We start from the raw sequence: 16,653 nt of genomic DNA on the forward strand, positions 1-16,653 counted from the left end.
TCTCACAAGTCCCATTCATGCACGGGCGCGCCGCTGCGCTGTCCTTCGCAATAGGCGGCCATCATGGCATAGAGGTCGCCGTCGCAGGCGTCGAGTGCTTTGCGCTGCCAGGCCGCGCCGGTCTGTCCGGAGCGCACGCGCGCCTCGATCACGTCGAGATAGCCGCGCGGGTCCGTGACGCCGAGGTCGTCCAACCCCTGCCGCGCCAACGGAAGCAGCCGCTCCGTGAGCAGCCGGTCGGCTCCGATCTCGCCCTCCCCCGGCCAGGTGAGCACGGCGTCGAGCCCATGACGCGCCGCCGTGTAAAAATTGCGCCGCGCCTCCTCGAAGGAGAGGCCGCCCGTTCCATTGTCGCCCTGGACCGCCAGCGCGCGGGCGAGCCCCAGGTAGAGCGCGGCGTTGGCCATCATGTCGACGAAGGTCGGGCCGGCCGGCAGAATGCGATGCTCCACCCGCAAATGCGGCGCGCCATCGGCGTCGAAGCCGATCAGTGGACGATTCCAGCGCCAGATGACGCCATTGTGCAGGCGCAAATGGCGCATCGCGGCCGGTTCGTCCTCGAAGTGGATCGGCAGCAGCGCGTCATAGTCGCGCAGGTTCTCCTCGAAGATTTCGAGCAGCGATTGTTGCGCGTAGCCCGAGCCCATGCAGACGCGCGCCGGGCCGGGGACGTCCACCGCCTGTTCGAAGAGCGGGATGCGCGTTTCTTCCCACAGCGCCTTGCCGAAGAGGAAAGGCGCATTGCCGCTTGCCGCGAGAATGGGGGCGGAGCCGGCGATGGAGGCGTTGTAATAGAGATGCGCGAGATCGGCGGGCGCCTTGAGATGCACCTGAAAGGAGGTCGTCGCGGCCTCGAGCATCACGTCTCGATGCTCGGAGACGAGATGTTCGCGACCCAATATGTCGACCTTGAGCGGCCGGCCCCCGCGCATGCGCAGCACCTCGCTGTTGAGCGCGTAATAACGGTTGAGCGGCGACATATTGGCGAGCGTCAGATCCTCGTCGCGGATCGTCGGCAACGTGCCGATCAGCACGAGATTGGCGTCATGGCGATGCGCGGCGTCGTTGCAGCGCCGCCACACCTCGGTCAGCGCGTCATGCGCCAGGCCGAGCGCGTCGCCTTCGAGCGGCAGCGGATCGCAGTTCAGCTCTAGATTGAAGCGCGACAGCTCCGGCACGACGAGCGGGTTCGCGAGCGTCTCCAGCAGCAGTTGATTGATGGACGCCGGAAAGTAATTGTGATCGACGATCCAGGTCTCGACTTCGAAGCCGAGCATGTGGCCCGCGCGCGAAAATTTGCCGGCCGCGAACAGAGCGCGGGCCATTTCGGTCTCTTCGGCGAGCCGGGCCCTGAAGCGGACCTTGTCTTCGCCGGTAAATCCGGTTGCCCTGATTTCCTCGCCCACGACGCCTCCCGCTCGCCCCCTTCTATTACCTAGAAGCGAGTCGGGGAAGCAGGCGCGACGATGCGTCGCGAACCCCTCCCCGCTCTCGTCGTGGCGAAGAATCTGCAAAGCTCACGTCTTGCCGCCTACCGCAAGACGAAAGGCCGCGCTAAGAGACGAATCAGAATAACAGGAGAGCCCGCTTGTCCGACGTCGCCTATGTCAATGGCGTGTTCACGCCGCTCGAAGACGCCAAAGTTTCGATCCTCGACCGCGGTTTCCTCTTCGCTGACGGCGTCTATGAAGTCGCGGCGGTCATCGACGGCCGGCTGGTCGACAATGAGGCGCATCTGGCGCGGCTTCAGCGCTCGCTCGACGCGCTGCGGCTCACCAGTCCCGCGCCCATGCCGGAGATCGTCGAGATCGAGCGCGCGCTCGTCTCGCGCAACGGGATCGACGAAGGGCTCGTCTATCTCCAGATCACACGCGGGGCGGCCGAAAGGGATTTCTCCTTCCCGAACAACGCCCGCCCGACTCTCGTCGCCTTTGCGCAGCGAAAGAATATTCTCGCCTCCCCCGCGGCGCAGACTGGGGTCAAGATCCTGACAGTCCCTGATCTGCGCTGGGCGCGTCGCGACATCAAGAGCGTCGCCCTGCTGGCGCAGGTGCTCGCCAAACAGGCGGCGACGGAAGCCGGCTGTCAGGAAGCCTGGATGGTGGATCAGGAAGGCTTCGTCACCGAGGGCTCGTCCTCGACGGCCTTCATCATCACCAAGCAGGACGCCATCGTCACGCGTCCCAATTCGACGGCGATCCTGCCCGGCTGCACGCGCCGCGCCGTGATGGCGCTCGCAGATCAAGAAGGATTATCGGTCGAGGAACGGCCCTTCACAGTGGCTGAAGCTCAGGAGGCGGCGGAAGCCTTTCTGACAAGCGCATCCAATCTCGTTCTGCCGGTCGTCTCGATTGACGGGCGCCCGGTGGGGACGGGCGTTCCTGGCGAAAGAGCGAAGCGGCTGCGCGCCATCTATCTCAATTTCGCACGCGCCACCGCGGTCTGACCGCCGCGTAGTGCGCTACGCGTGGTCGGGAGGTTGATGGCCAGGGACGCCGCGGCGCCCCTGGCCGTCTTTTTGTGGCGACCGTCGCGTTCATGTTGGAACACTGCTGGCAAGCGCGCGTTGTGCCTGCGAGTTAGGTTTCACCCACGGAGGTCAACATGGGCAGCCTGCTGCACTATGCGATCTTGTTTCTCATCGTGGCCGTCATCGCCGCGTTCTTTGGCTTTGGCGGAGTCGCCGGCACGGCGATGGAAGGCGCCCGGATTCTGTTCTGGGTGGCGCTCGCCCTCTTCGTTATCTCGGCGGTCATCGGATTCGTCCGCCGAGCCTGACGGGACAGGCGCTTTTCTCTCTTGGTGCTCCCAACTGGACCGGCGTTGGCCGGTCCTTTTTTTACGGAATGTCGTCGAGGCCGGCGAGCCACGCCTCCGCCGATGAATCGCTCGGCGCGCGCCAGTCGCCGCGTGGCGAGAGAGAGCCTCCCGAACTCACCTTTGGCCCATTGGGCAGCGCCGAGCGCTTGAACTGGCTCGTCGCAAAAAAGCGCCGCAGGAAGACTGTGAGCCAATGCTTGATCTCATGCAGATCATAGGCGCAGCGGTCGCTCTCCGCGATGACCGAAGGCCACTCGCCCGCACCCGCGTCGCGCCAGGCGCGCCAGGACAGGAACGCCGTCTTCGCTGGGTGGAAGCCGTAGCGCGTCGTGTAAAACAGATTGAAATCCTGCAGGGCGTAAGGGCCGACGAAAGCTTCCGTGCGCTGCGCCTCTTCGCCGGGGACGAGTTCGGGCGAGATTTCGGTTTTGAGAATATCGACGAGCACGGCGACCGTCTCAGGGCCAAAGCGCGCGTCGCGGGCGCACCAGCGGATGAGATGCTGGATGAGCGTCTTCGGCACAGATGCGTTGACGTTGTAATGCGACATTTGATCGCCGACGCCATAGGTGCACCAGCCGAGCGCCAATTCCGAGAGGTCGCCCGTGCCAATGACGATGGCGTCATGAAAATTGGCGAGGCGGAACAGCAGCGAGGTGCGCGCGCCCGCCTGCACATTCTCATAGGTCGCGTCATACACCGTTTCGCCGCGCGCGGCGGGGTGGCCGATATCTTCGAGCATCTGTCGGCAGGCGGCCGAGACGTCGATCTCCTGCGCCGACACGCCCAGCGCCCGCATCAGCGCCCAGGCGTTGCTCTTGGTGCGGTCGCTCGTCGCAAAGGCCGGCAGCGTATAAGCGAGAATGTTTTCGCGCGGCAGACCGAGCCGCTCCATCGCCGTGACGGCGACGAGCAAGGCCTGCGTCGAGTCGAGCCCGCCCGACACGCCAATGACGACCTTTTTGATCCCAGCCGCGCGCAGCCTCTGCTCGAGCCCGTGCGACTGAATGTTGAAGGCCTCGAAGCAGAGTTCCGCAAGCCGCGCTTCGTCATTCGGCACGAAGGGGAAGCGCGGCACATCTCGCAAAAGCCCGAGATCGACGTCGCACGGGGCCAAGATCTCGAAGCCGACGCGGCGATACTGCACGGCGCCCGCTTCGACATCGGCGCAGTCGCCAAAGGTGCCCTGCCTCGCGCGCTCGGCCAGGAGGCGGCCGAGGTCGATATCCGCGACAACGAGCTGCGGCGTATCCGAGAAGCGCGGCGCGCGGGCGAGAACATCGCCCTGCTCATAGATCACGGCCTCGCCGTCCCAGGCGAGATCGGTTGTCGACTCCCCCTGCCCCGCGGCCGAGTAGAGATAGGCGGCGAGGCAGCGCGCCGAATGGGACGCACACAGCGTCTGGCGATAATCGGATTTGCCGACGATGGCGTTGGACGCCGAGAGATTGAGCAGCACCGTCGCGCCGGAAAGCGCCGCGCGCGCCGAAGGCGCGATCGGGACCCAGACGTCCTCGCAAACCTCCATGTGGACGACGAGACCCGGGAAGTCGCGCGCGTCGAGCAGGACGTCCGAGCCAAAAGGCGCGCGCGTTCCGGCGACCGCGATCTCTTCTCCAGAAATGAAAGCGCCCGAGGCGAAATGACGGCGCTCGTAGAATTCACGGTAATTCGGCAGATAGGTTTTCGGCGTGACCGCGAGCAGGCGCCCGCGGAGAATGGCGACGGCGCAATTGTAAAGTCGGCCCTGATGGCGCAGCGGCGCGCCAACGACGATCACCGGATGCAGCGACCGCGACGCGGCGAGCAGCGTGGCGAGCGCCGTCTCGACCGCGCCAAGCAGCGCCTCCTGCTGCAAGAGATCGTCGATCGCATAGGCGGAGAGGCCAAGCTCCGGAAACAGCACGAGAGAAGCCCCGCGCCGATGCGCGTCTTCCGCCATTTCGATGGTGCGCGCCACGTTGAAGGCGGGATCGGCGACACGCACGCTCGGACAGGCGACGGCGGCGCGAACAAAGCCATGCGTGTGGAGCGAGAAGAAGGGGTGGGTCATGAACTTGCGCGGGAGCGGCCCGAGGAATGGGCCGCCATAATGCCGGAAGCGGCGGCGCCTGTCATGTTCCGCGCGGGGATAGGGCCGCGCCGCTCCGCCCGACTCATCCGTTTTTACGAAGAATGAATTTCACTTTTTCTATGATTTCCCGCCGACTTCCCTCGCTACACTGCCTTTTTGAAGAGTTCTAAAAAAGAGGCGCGTCTTGCCGGCGCGCAAACGGAGAGGCGCCCGGCCTCCGACGGCGCCGTTTTAAACGGGGAGGTTTCGCGAATGTGGTCCGAACTGCGCGCCTTGAAGGACGACATTGATTACGGGACCCCGCCGCGCGACGGCGCGCCGGTCACTTTGGAAATCGACGGCGTTTCCGTGACGGTTCCGGCCGGCAGCTCCGTCATGCTCGCCGCGGCCGCGGCGGGACGGGCCATCCCGAAGCTTTGCGCGACAGACATGCTCGAGCCATTCGGGAGCTGCCGCGTCTGTCTCGTGGAGATCGAGGGACGCGGCGGCTTTCCCGCGAGCTGCACGACGCCGGTCGTCGACGGCATGAAGGTCAGCACGCAGACGGAAACGCTGCAGCGTCTGCGCAAGGGTGTGTTGGAGCTCTATCTCTCCGACTTCCCGCCAAGCGAGGTCGACGGCGGCTGGAGCGAATTTCACGAGACGCTGAAGGCCGAGGGCGTGGCTTCGCATCCTTACGGCAAAGGGCAAAACCACTTCAGCGCCGGCATTGACGCGTCGAACCCGTATTTCTTGTTCGATCCGGCGAAATGCATCGTGTGCAGCAGATGCGTGCGCGCCTGCGCCGAAGTGCAGGGAACTTTCGCGCTGACAATCGCAGGCCGAAGCTTCGACTCCAAAGTCGTCGCGAGCCAGGATCAGCCGTTCTTTCAATCGGAATGCGTGAGCTGTGGCGCTTGCGTGCAAGCCTGCCCCAGCCACGCGCTGGTGGAAAAGAGCCTCTTCGAAGGAGAGTATGTCCATGCCGAACCCGTTGAAGCCTGAAAAATCGGTCGTCACGACCTGCGCCTATTGCGGCGTCGGCTGCGGCTTCAAGGCCGAGACGCGCGGGGGCAAGATCGTGCGCATGACGCCATGGAAGGAAGGCAAGGCGAACCATGGCCACAGTTGCATCAAGGGCCGCTTCGCCTTTGATTACTACAACCATCCCGACCGCGTCCGCACGCCGCTGATCCGCGCCTCGATCGACGAACCATGGACGCCGGTCTCCTGGGACGAGGCCTTCGCCTACGCCGCGAAGGAGTTCAAGCGTATCCAGGCCAAGTACGGCGTGAAGTCCGTCGGCGCGGTTTCCAGTTCGCGCTGCACCAATGAGGAAATCTTCCTCACGCAGAAATTCGCGCGCGCCGTTCTCGGCAACAACAATATCGACAATTGCGCCCGCATCTGCCACTCGCCGACGCAGTTTGGCCTGACGAACACGGTCGGCGCCGGCGCGGCGAGCCAGCACTTCGACTCGATCCTGCAGGCCGACGTGATCATGGTCGTCGGCGCCAATCCGACGGAAGGCCATCCGGTCTTCGGCTCGCTGATGAAGCGCCGCCTGCGCCAGGGCGCGAAGCTGATTGTCATCGATCCGCGCAAGACCGAGACGGTGGAATCGGCGCATTGCAAGGCAGACGTGCATCTCGCCATCCGCCCCGGCACCAATGTCGCGATCCTCGACAGCATCGCCCATGTCATCGTGCGCGAGAAGCTCTACAATGAGGAATTCGTGCGCGCGCGCTGCGAGGTGAACGAGTTCGAGAACTGGAAGGAGCTTGTCGGCTCCGACAAATATGCGCCGGAGGTCATCGGCCCGCTCGCCGGCGTCGATCCGGACGACATCCGCAAGGCCGCGCGCATTTACGCCGGCGGCCCCAACAGCGCCATCTACTACGGCCTCGGCGTCACCGAACATTCGCAGGGCTCGACGGGCGTGATGTGCCTCGGCAATCTCGGCCTTTCCTGCGGCATGCTTGGGCGCGAGGGCGTGGGCGTGAACCCGCTGCGCGGCCAGGGCAACGTTCAGGGCGGCAGCTGTCTCGGCAGCTGGCCGCATGTCTTCAGCGGCTATCGCTTCGTGACCGATTACGCCACCCGTTCCAGCTTCGAGGCGGAATGGGGCGTGACGCTCGACGCGGAGCCCGGGCTGCGCCTGCCCAACATGCTCGACGCCGCCGTCGCCGGCTCGTTCAAGGGCATATACATCATGGGCGAAGACCCGGTGCAGAGCGACCCGAACCAGCACCACGTCATCGCCGCGATGAAGAACATGGAGTGCGTCGTGCTCCATGACCTCTTCCTCAACGAGACGTCGAAATACGCCCATATCTTCCTGCCCGGTTCGTCGTCGCTGGAGAAGGACGGCACCTTCACCAACGCCGAGCGCCGCGTGTCGCGCGTGCGCAAGGTGATCGAGCCGTTGGCCGGCCTGCAGGACTGGGAGATCACCGTCAAGCTCATGAACGCCATGGGCTACAACGTCTCCTACGCCCATTCCGGCGAGGTGCTCGACGAAATCGCGCGGCTGTCGCCCAACTATCGCGGCATCAGCTTCGCGCTCATCGACCGAATAGGCTCTGCGCAGTGGCCCTGCAACGAGGAAGCGCCCGAGGGCACGGAGGTCCTGCATCGCGAGAAGTTCCCGCGCGCCAACGGTCTCGGCACCTTCATGCTCACCGAATATGTGCCGACCGCCGAGCGCACCAACGACAAATATCCGATGCTGCTCACCACGGGCCGCATCCTGTCGCAATACAATGTCGGCACGCAGACGCGGCGCACGCCGAACTCGATGTGGCACCCCGAAGACATTCTTGAGATCAATGAGCAGGACGCGATGTCGCGCGGCGTGAAGGATGGCGACTGGGTGAAGGTTTCGAGCCGCTTCGGCGAGATCGAATTGCGCGCGAAGATCTCGGAGCGCGTCAATCCGGGCGTCGTCTATACGACCTTCCACCATGCGAAATCGAAGGCGAACGCCGTCACGTCGGATCTCTCTGACTGGGCGACGAACTGCCCCGAATACAAGGTGACGGCCGTCGACGTCGTGCGCACGAACGGCCCCGCGGCCGATGTGGCGCGCGACGCCGCGAAACCGCGCATCGAGGAACTGGAGCCGGCGGAATGAGCGTGACTCAGCAGAATACGGGCGGCGACATCCCCGTGATGGCGCTCGACCGCATCGTACTGATGGCCAATCAGATCGGCGACTTCTTCGCGCCCTATCCGCCGGAGCGGCGCGCCGAGGGCATTCGCAATCACCTGCGGACCTATTGGGATCCGCGCATGCGCGAGGAACTTCTGGCGCTGATCGACGCCGGCGGCGCGGGGCTCGCGCCGCATGTGATCGACGGCGCCAAGCTGCTCGTGGACGAGACGCAGAAAAAGCCCGGCTATTACGGACCGCCGAAGGCCTGAACGAAAAAGGGCGGGGTCTCCCCCGCCCTTCACGTCACGCGTTTGGCTTTCGATCAGCCCCAATGCGCCAGAATGGCGAGCATCAGCAAAGCGACGATATTGGTGATCTTGATGGCCGGATTCACGGCCGGGCCGGCGGTGTCCTTATAGGGGTCGCCGACGGTGTCGCCGGTGACCGACGCCTTATGCGCCTCGGACCCTTTGAGGTGCTTCACGCCGTCCTTGTCGATGAAGCCGTCTTCGAAGGACTTCTTGGCGTTGTCCCAGGCGCCGCCGCCCGAGGTCATGGAGATGGCAACGAAGACGCCGTTGACGATCACGCCGAGGAGCAGCGCGCCCACCGCAGCGAGGGCGTTGGCCTTGCCGCCGCCGAGCAGCAGCACGACGATGAACATCACCAGCGGCGCCGCGACCGGCAGCAGCGAGGGGATGATCATCTCCTTGATCGCCGCCTGGGTCAGCATATCGACGGCGCGGCCGTAATCCGGACGGGCGGAGCCGTCCATGATGCCGGGCTTCTCCTTGAACTGACGGCGCACTTCCTCCACGACCGAGCCCGCCGCGCGGCCCACCGCCGTCATGGCGATGCCGCCGAAGAGGTAGGGGATGAGGCCGCCGAAGATCAGGCCCGCGACGACGAAGGGATTCGACAGGCTGAAGTCGATGTTCTCGAGGCCCTTGAAGAAGGACACGCCCGTCGCCGCAAAGTGCTTGATGTCGTTCGTATAGGCTGCGAACAGCACGAGCGCGCCGAGGCCCGCCGAGCCGATGGCGTAACCCTTGGTGACCGCCTTGGTCGTATTGCCGACGGCGTCGAGTGCGTCGGTCGACTGACGGACTTCCTTCGGCAGGCCCGACATTTCGGCGATGCCGCCGGCGTTGTCGGTCACCGGGCCGAAGGCGTCGAGCGCGACGATCATGCCGGCGAGGCCGAGCATCGTCGTCACCGCGATCGCCGTGCCATAGAGGCCGCCGAAATTATAGGTGAGGATGATGCCGAGCACGATCACCACGGCCGGCGCGGCAGTCGACTCGAGCGACACGGCGAGGCCCTGAATGACGTTGGTGCCATGGCCCGTCACCGACGCCTGAGCGATCGACACGACCGGGCGCTTGCCCGTGCCGGTGTAATATTCGGTGATGTAGACGATGGCGCCCGTCACGATCAGGCCGATGACGCCGCAGACGAACAGGCCGATGCCGTGAATCGGCTCGCCATTGACCTTGCCGACCTCGCCGAGGCCGACGGTGAACAGCGTCGCGAGGAACAGGCCCACGATCGACAGAACGCCCGCCGCAATGAGGCCCTTGTAGAGCGCGTCCATGATCGAGTCGTTCTTGAGGCCGATCTTCGCGAAATAAGGCGCCGCGAACTTGCCCCACTCCGTGTCGTCCTCGCCGAGCTTGACGAAATAGGTGCCGGCGATGGAGGTCAGGATGGAGAGGCCGCCGATGGCGAGCGGATAGAGCACCGCGCTGGAAAGCCCTTCCTGGCCGGCGAAGAAAATCGAGGCCAGAACCATCGTGGCGACGACGGTGACCGCATAGGTCTCGAAGAGGTCGGCCGCCATGCCCGCGCAGTCGCCGACATTGTCGCCGACGTTGTCGGCGATGGTCGCCGGGTTGCGCGGATCGTCCTCGGGAATGCCCGCCTCGACCTTGCCGACGAGGTCGGCGCCGACGTCCGCGCCCTTGGTGAAGATGCCGCCGCCGAGACGCGCGAAGATCGAGATCAGCGAGGCGCCAAAGCCGAGCGCCACCAGCGCGTCGACGACGACGCGGTCGGCCGCCGTATAGCCGGCGAACCAGGTGAGGATTGCATAATAGACCGCGACGCCGAGCAGCGCGAGGCCGGCGACGAGAAGTCCGGTGATGGCGCCCGCCTTGAAGGCGATGTCGAGGCCGCCCGCCAGCGACTGCGTCGCCGCCTGCGCGGTGCGGACATTAGCGCGCACCGAGACGTTCATGCCGATATAGCCCGCCGCGCCCGAGAGCGCCGCGCCGATCGCGAAGCCGAAAGCGACCGCCCAGCCGAGCAGGATGACGAGCAGCACGAAAATCACGCCGCCGACAATGCCGATGGTCTTGTACTGGCGGTTGAGATAGGCCTGCGCGCCTTCAGCCACGGCGCCGGAAATCTCCTGCATGCGCTGCGAGCCGGGATCGGCCTTCAGCAGCTCCTGCGACGTCTTTACGCCGTAGGCGACGGACATCAGTCCGAAGACGATGGTCAGAAACAAAACCATAAGGGTTCGCCTTTTCGTTTCTCGGCCGAGGGCGGCCGGACGGGATCGCGAGAGGTTCGCGCGACAGGGAAAAAAGGAAGAGCGTCCGCGCCGACGAATCGGCCCGGGCCGCCGCGAATTTCCGCGGACTTTCTGCCAGAAACAGGGCAGAGCGGCAATGGCGGGTCAAAAATGACTGAAAGAGGTTTTTCCGAAAATCATTTGTGTTTTCGAGGCGTCGAGAATTGCCGGGGCCGCCGCGCCGGGAACGATCGCGCCAATACGGACGACGCCTTGCGGAGGCCTATAGGCGGGGTCGGCGGCAAAGAGAATTTCATAATCGTCTCCGCCCGTTAACGCCGTCTCGAAAAGGCTGGGCGAGAGCCCGATCGCCTCCTGCGCCGCCGTCGAGAGCGGAACCAGCGGCGCCTCGACGAGAGCGCTCACCCGTGAGGCGCGGCAAAGCTTGGCCAGATCGCCCACAAGTCCGTCGGAGACGTCCATGGCGGCGCTCGCGCCGCCGCGAACCGTCTCGATGAGGTCGAGCCTCGGGCGCGGCAGCAAATATCGGTCGAGGAGCCAGTCGCGCGCCGCCGGCGAGAGACGCGCCGCCAGCGCGGGGTCGCGCCGCACGGCCAGGCCCAGCGCGGCGTCGCCGATCGTCCCGGAGACGAAGATGGCGTCCCCTGGCCGCGCCCCGGCCCGCGGCGCGAAGCGCGACGTGCGGCCGAGCGCCGTGACCGAGATCGTCAGCGGCCCCGGCGTCGACGCGGTGTCGCCGCCGATGAGCGGCGCGCCGTAAAGGGCGGCGTCTTCCGCGAGACCGGTGGCGAAGGCCGCGAGCCAGTCGTTGGTCCAGTCAGGCGGCAAGGCGAGGGACAGCAAGAAGCCGACGGGCGCGGCGCCCTTGGCGGCGAGGTCGGAGAGATTGACGCGCAACGCCTTCTTGGCGATCTGGGCAGGGGGGTCGTCAGCGAAGAAATGCACGCCGGCGACGATCATGTCGGTCGTCGCGACCATCGGCTCGGAGGACGCCGGCAGCAGCGCGGCGTCGTCTTCGAGCCCAAGCCCGGCCGGTCCGGCGATGGGCGCGAACAGGCGGGCGATGAGCTCGTCTTCGCTATAGCGCCCCGTCATGTCGCCTGCGCCCCCTCCCTGACCGGCCTGTCTGGCCCCGCCCTGCCCTCTCCCCGCGGGCGGGGAGAGGGTTTCTGGAGCCGGGATGGTCTAGCCCATCTCTCCCGGCCGCTCCTCGCGCGCGATCTTGTCCAGCACCGCATTGACCATGCCGGACTCGGTCGGTCCGAAAAAGGCGGCCGTGACGTCGACATATTCCTTGATCACCACGCGGGGCGGCACATCCTTGCGCGCGCGCAGCTCATAGGCGCCGGCGCGCAGGGCCGCGCGCATGACCGCCTCGATGCGCGCGAGCGGCCAGCCGCCGGAGAGCACGCGGTCGATCTGCCGGTCGATCGCCACCTGATCGGTGAGCACGCCCTGCAAGACGTCGCGGAAAAACGTGATTTCGGCGGGCTTGTATTGCACGCCCTCGATCTCGCGGCCGATCCAATGCGACTCGAATTCCGCGAAGATTTCGTTGAGGCCCTTGCCGGCAACCTCCATCTGATACAGCGCCTGCACGATAGCGAGGCGCGCGGCGGAGCGCTGGTCGAGGCTCATGCGAGGCTCCGTTTCAGACGGATGAGCGCAAGCGCCGCGAGAGCGGCGTCCGCGCCCTTGTCGCCCTTTTCCGGATCGGCGCGGACGACCGCCTGGCCTTCGTTTTCCACGGTCAGAATTCCGTTGCCGACAGGCAGTCGGCGCGCGACCGAAAGATCGGTGAGCGCGCGGGAGCTTTCGTTGGAGACGATTTCGAAGTGATATGTCTCGCCGCGGATGACGCAGCCAAGCGCGACGAGCCCCTCATACGGCATCCCGTCTTCTTCCGCTGCATCCAGCGCGATCGCGGCGGCGGCGGCGATCTCCAGCGCGCCCGGAACCTCGATCACGGTCGCGGTCGCGCCGAGCCGCTCGATCGCCGCAAGCGCGCCCGCCCGCAAAAGGCCGACGATATCGGCGTTGAACCTTGCCGCGACGACGAGAATCCGTGCGCCCGGAACCGGCGTCGCGTCGCTGTCGTCGGGTGAAAAACCTGCCATGCGTTTGAAACTCCGAAGACCCATTTCCCAGCCCTCTCCCGTTGCGCGGGAGAAGGGTCGCTCACGAGCGGCGTGAGCTTCTCGCTGCGTACAAGCGGCAACCTAGCTCCCTCTCCCGCGCAGCGGGGGAGGGTTGGGGTGGGGGCCGTTTCTCTTTAGATTTCGTGCGCGCGTGTTATGTCACAGGAGCGCCGCCTTGTCAGCCGTCGCGTCCGCTCAACCTCGCCGCATAGCGCGCCATCATATCGACTTCGATGTTGAGGGCGTCTCCCGCGGCGCGCCCGCCAAAAGTCGTCACCGCGAGCGTATGCGGAATGAGCAGGATCGAAAAGCGGTCGCCGTCGATGTCGTTGACCGTGAGCGACACGCCGTCGAGCGCCACCGATCCCTTTTGCGCGACGAAGCGCGAGAGCTGGCGGGGCGCCTCGATCCAAAAACGCGCCATCCCGTCGAAATCGTCGCGCGAGTCGATGCGCGCCAGTCCATCGACGTGGCCGGTGACAATATGGCCGCCCAGTTCGTCGCCGATCTTCAAGGCGCGCTCGAGATTGACGCGGGTCCCCTGCGTCCAGGTCCCGACGGTCGTCCTGGCCAGCGTCTCGGCGGCGGCGTCGACGTCGAAAACCGTACGCTCGCCCTCGCGCGCGACCGCGACGACGGTCAGGCAGGTCCCCGAGCAGGCGATGGACGCGCCGAGCGCAATGGTCTCGGCCTGATAGGAACAGGCGATGCGCAGCCGCTTCAGATCGCCCCGCGGCGCGACGGAAACAACCTCGCCTATGTCGCTCACAATGCCGGTAAACATGCTTCTCTCCGCATCAACGCCCTCTCCCGCTTGCGAGAAGAGGGTTGGAGCGAGGGGCGCGTCGGCCGTCGCCTCAATCCATCCGCGTATAGCGCGTCATCTGGTCCATCCCCAGCATGCGGCTCTCGATCATCCGGTAGCGCCTCTCCAGCGCGGATCGCGCGGCGGGGGTCAGCGCCGGGCGGCCTTCGCGCCCTAAGGGCTTATAGCCCTTGTGCAGGATCACCTCGTCGGCCAGCCCCATGGTCAGGAGGCTTTCCGCGACGCGCGGCCCGCCTTCGCTGAAAACGCGCGTGACGCCGCGGTCGGCGAGGAGCCGCAGCGCGGCGAGCAGATCGAGCTTGTCGTCCTGCGCCGGCGCGCGCGCGATCTCCGCGCCGGTGGCCGCCGCGAAGGCGCGCGCCTGCTCTTCGGAAACATCCTCGCCGACGATGACGAGCAGCGGCGTCTCGCGCGCGGTCGCGGCAAGGCGCGAGCCCGGCGAGAGGGTGAGCTTGCGGTCGACCACAACGCGAAGCTTCCTGGCGCCGTCGAGGCCGGGCAGGCGGACGGTCATCAGCGGATCGTCCTCCCGCGCGGTTCCGGAGCCCACCATGATGGCGTCGTGCAGCAAGCGCTGCACATGGGTGAAGGCGTCGGCGATCGGCCCGGTGATGCGCAGGCGCGGATCATGCACGGCGCCCGCCGCATAGCCGTCGGCCGTCTGGGCGAGCTTCAGCGTCACCATCGGCCGATGCTTGGTCACGCGCAGCAAATGGCCCAGATGGTCGCAGCGCGCCATCGCCGCTTCCGGCCCGACGACGACCTCGACGCCCGCCTCACGCAAGAGGGCGTGGCCTCTGCCGGCGACGCGCGGATCGGGGTCTTCCATGGCGGTGACGACGCGCGCGACGCCTGCGGCGATGATCGCGTCGACGCAGGGCGGCGTGGCGCCGTGGTGCGAACAGGGCTCGAGCGTGACATAAAGCGTCGCGCCGCGCGCGGCTTCTCCGGCGGCGGCGAGAGCAATCGCCTCGGCATGAGGGCGCCCGCCCTCCGCCGTATAGCCGCGGGCCACGATCACGCCGTCGCGCACCACGAGCGCGCCGACGGCGGGATTGGGCGCCGTGCGGCCCATATTGCGCCGACCGAGCGCCAGCGCCGCCGCCATGTAGGCGTCGTCGGTCGCGGGAGTGAGGATCTTGGTGTGAAGGCTCATCTAGTCGTCGGCGTCGCCGGCGATGTCGCCGCCGCTTTCCAGTTCGTCGATGATGGCGTTGAAGTCGCGCGCCTCCCGGAAGTCGCGATAGACGGAGGCGAAGCGGACATAGGCCACGGCGTCGAGGGAACGCAAGCCCTCGATCACCAATTCGCCGATGCGATGGCTCTCGATTTCGGCTTCGCCCAGGCTCTCGAGCTGACGAACCACGCCCGAGATCATCTGCTCGACGCGTTCTGGCTCCACGGGGCGCTTGCGCAACGCGATCTCGACCGAGCGGGTGAGCTTGTCGCGGTCGAAGGGCGCGCGCCTGCCGGACTTCTTGACAACGATGATCTCGCGCAGCTGCACGCGCTCGAAGGTCGTGAAGCGGCCGCCGCACGTCGGACAAACCCGGCGCCGCCTGATGCAGGACGAATCCTCGGCAGGCCGCGAATCCTTCACCTGCGTGTCGAAGGAGCCGCAATAGGGACAGCGCATGGAGGGGAGCCTGACCCTCTCCCGCTGGGGGAGACGGATGGGGTGAGGGTTCTCGAGAAAATGGGATCCCTCTCCCCGCGAGCGGGGAGAGGGACTGGTCTCAGTAAATCGGGAACTTCCCGGTCAGCGCATGGACCTTGTCCTTGACCGCCGCTTCCGTGCCCGCATTGCCCTCTTCGCCCTTCGACGACAGGCCGTCCAGCACCTCGACGATCAGGGCGCCGACCTGCTTGAACTCTTCCTTGCCGAAGCCGCGCGAGGTCGCCGCCGGCGTGCCGAGACGGATGCCGGAGGTGACGAAGGGCTTCTCCGGATCGAAGGGGATGCCGTTCTTGTTGCAGGTGATATGGGCGCGGCCGAGCGCGGCCTCGGCCGCCTTGCCGGTGATCTTCTTGGGGCGCAGGTCGACGAGCATGAGATGGTTCTCGGTGCCGCCGGAGACGATGGCAAGGCCGGCGTCGACGAGCGTCTGCGCCAGGGTCTGCGCATTGTCCTTCACGCGCTGCTGATAGGCCTTGAACTCGGGCGTGAGCGCTTCGCCGAAAGCGACGGCCTTGGCGGCGATGACATGCATGAGCGGGCCGCCCTGCAGGCCCGGGAACACGGCCGAGTTGATCTTCTTGGCGATGTCCTCGTCATTCGTCAGCACCATGCCGCCGCGCGGGCCGCGCAGCGTCTTGTGCGTCGTGGTGGTGACGACATGGGCGTGCGGGAACGGCGAGGGATGCAGACCCGCGGCGACGAGGCCGGCGAAATGGGCCATGTCGACCATGAAGAAGGCGCCGATCTCGTCGGCGATCTTGCGAAACGCCTCGAAGTCCCAGATGCGCGAATAGCCGGAGCCGCCGGCGATGATGAGCTTCGGCTTATGCTCGCGGGCGAGCGCGGCGACCTGCTCCATGTCGATGCGCTGGTCGTCCTTGCGGACGGTGTAGCTGATCGGCTTGAACCAGCGGCCCGAGAGGTTCACCGGCGAGCCGTGCGTGAGGTGGCCGCCCGCCGCGAGGTCGAGGCCCATGAAGGAGTCGCCCGGCTGCAGCAGCGCGAGGAACACGGCCTGGTTCGCCTGCGAGCCGGAGTTCGGCTGCACGTTGGCGAAGCCGCAGTTGAAGAGCTTCTTGGCGCGGTCGATCGCGAGATTCTCAGCGATATCGACATACTGGCAGCCGCCGTAATAGCGCTTGCCCGGATAGCCCTCGGCGTATTTGTTGGTGAGAACCGAGCCCTGCGCCTCCATCACCGCCTTGGAAACGATGTTCTCCGACGCGATCAGCTCGATCTCGTGACGCTGACGGCCCAGTTCGAGCTCGATCGCCTTGGCGAGCTCCGGGTCGGTCTGCGCGACGGAGTTGGTGAAGAAACCGGACTGGCTCATGGAATTTCCTCTAGCCTAAGTGCGCGAAAGATAAGCGAAAATGTCGGCTGCCCGGATATCGCGGGACAAACCGGCTCTCCATGCCGCGCGAGTTGAGGCGCTCCGCTTATCACGA

13 protein-coding genes and 1 pseudogene are annotated in these 16,653 nt (G+C 66.0%); 4 read left to right on the top strand and 10 right to left on the bottom strand.

The window, feature by feature from the left end; genetic code table 11:
* Positions 1–2: 2 nt before the first annotated feature.
* On the bottom strand, positions 3–1,406 hold the full coding sequence (locus RVU70_RS00825; RefSeq protein WP_363349211.1) for a hypothetical protein: 1,404 nt from the start codon (positions 1,404–1,406) through the stop codon (positions 3–5).
* Positions 1,407–1,588: 182 nt separating this feature from the next.
* On the opposite strand from RVU70_RS00825, the gene RVU70_RS00830 reads away from it, so the two are divergent.
* A complete protein-coding gene (locus RVU70_RS00830; RefSeq protein ID WP_363349212.1) occupies positions 1,589–2,446 on the top strand; it encodes a D-amino-acid transaminase in 858 nt (285 codons plus the stop codon).
* A 158-nt stretch (positions 2,447–2,604) separates the two neighbouring features.
* Entirely contained in the window at positions 2,605–2,778 is a 174-nt protein-coding gene (locus tag RVU70_RS00835) for a DUF1328 domain-containing protein (protein ID WP_363349213.1), read from the top strand.
* Between the two features lie 61 nt (positions 2,779–2,839).
* Here the strand turns inward: RVU70_RS00835 and RVU70_RS00840 are convergent, their stop codons facing one another.
* Positions 2,840–4,873: an NAD(+) synthase gene (locus tag RVU70_RS00840; protein ID WP_363349214.1), complete on the bottom strand. Its 2,034-nt coding sequence runs from the start codon at positions 4,871–4,873 to the stop codon at positions 2,840–2,842.
* A 273-nt stretch (positions 4,874–5,146) separates the two neighbouring features.
* Between RVU70_RS00840 and fdhF the strand changes: the two are divergent.
* A pseudogene (gene fdhF / locus RVU70_RS00845) lies at positions 5,147–8,006 on the top strand (formate dehydrogenase subunit alpha).
* A complete protein-coding gene (locus RVU70_RS00850) occupies positions 8,003–8,296 on the top strand; it encodes a formate dehydrogenase subunit delta (protein WP_363349215.1) in 294 nt (97 codons plus the stop codon). Before fdhF ends, RVU70_RS00850 begins: the two are co-directional and overlap by 4 nt.
* Positions 8,297–8,349: 53 nt before the next feature.
* On the opposite strand, the gene RVU70_RS00855 is transcribed toward RVU70_RS00850, so the two are convergent.
* The 8 genes from RVU70_RS00855 to glyA all read right to left on the bottom strand — a co-directional run bounded on the left by RVU70_RS00855 (position 8,350) and on the right by glyA (position 16,538).
* Positions 8,350–10,542 carry a sodium-translocating pyrophosphatase gene (locus tag RVU70_RS00855; RefSeq protein ID WP_363349216.1) on the bottom strand — a complete coding sequence of 731 codons (2,193 nt, stop codon included), beginning with the start codon at positions 10,540–10,542 and terminating at the stop codon, positions 8,350–8,352.
* A gap of 165 nt (positions 10,543–10,707) precedes the next feature.
* Positions 10,708–11,658: a thiamine-phosphate kinase gene (gene thiL / locus RVU70_RS00860; protein WP_363349217.1), complete on the bottom strand. Its 951-nt coding sequence runs from the start codon at positions 11,656–11,658 to the stop codon at positions 10,708–10,710.
* A gap of 90 nt (positions 11,659–11,748) precedes the next feature.
* Positions 11,749–12,201, bottom strand: a complete 453-nt coding sequence (gene nusB, locus RVU70_RS00865) for a transcription antitermination factor NusB (RefSeq protein ID WP_363349218.1) — start codon at positions 12,199–12,201, stop codon at positions 11,749–11,751.
* Positions 12,198–12,680 (bottom strand): 6,7-dimethyl-8-ribityllumazine synthase, encoded by a 483-nt coding sequence (gene ribH / locus RVU70_RS00870; protein ID WP_363349219.1) that lies wholly within the window; start codon positions 12,678–12,680, stop codon positions 12,198–12,200. The genes nusB and ribH overlap by 4 nt, the downstream gene beginning before the upstream one ends.
* A gap of 199 nt (positions 12,681–12,879) precedes the next feature.
* A complete protein-coding gene (locus tag RVU70_RS00875) occupies positions 12,880–13,485 on the bottom strand; it encodes a riboflavin synthase (RefSeq protein ID WP_363349220.1) in 606 nt (201 codons plus the stop codon).
* Between the two features lie 73 nt (positions 13,486–13,558).
* Positions 13,559–14,683 carry a bifunctional diaminohydroxyphosphoribosylaminopyrimidine deaminase/5-amino-6-(5-phosphoribosylamino)uracil reductase RibD gene (gene ribD, locus RVU70_RS00880; RefSeq protein ID WP_363349221.1) on the bottom strand — a complete coding sequence of 375 codons (1,125 nt, stop codon included), beginning with the start codon at positions 14,681–14,683 and terminating at the stop codon, positions 13,559–13,561.
* The gene (nrdR, locus tag RVU70_RS00885; protein ID WP_363349222.1) at positions 14,684–15,163 is read right to left on the bottom strand and encodes a transcriptional regulator NrdR; all 480 of its coding nucleotides are present in this window, start codon (positions 15,161–15,163) and stop codon (positions 14,684–14,686) included. It abuts the gene before it with no gap.
* A gap of 100 nt (positions 15,164–15,263) precedes the next feature.
* Positions 15,264–16,538, bottom strand: coding sequence for a serine hydroxymethyltransferase (gene glyA / locus RVU70_RS00890; protein WP_363349223.1), 1,275 nt, complete (start codon positions 16,536–16,538; stop codon positions 15,264–15,266).
* Between the last annotated feature and the right edge of the window lie 115 nt (positions 16,539–16,653).

Source organism: Methylocystis echinoides, from assembly GCF_040687965.1.
GTDB classification, from domain to species: domain Bacteria; phylum Pseudomonadota; class Alphaproteobacteria; order Rhizobiales; family Beijerinckiaceae; genus Methylocystis; species Methylocystis echinoides_A.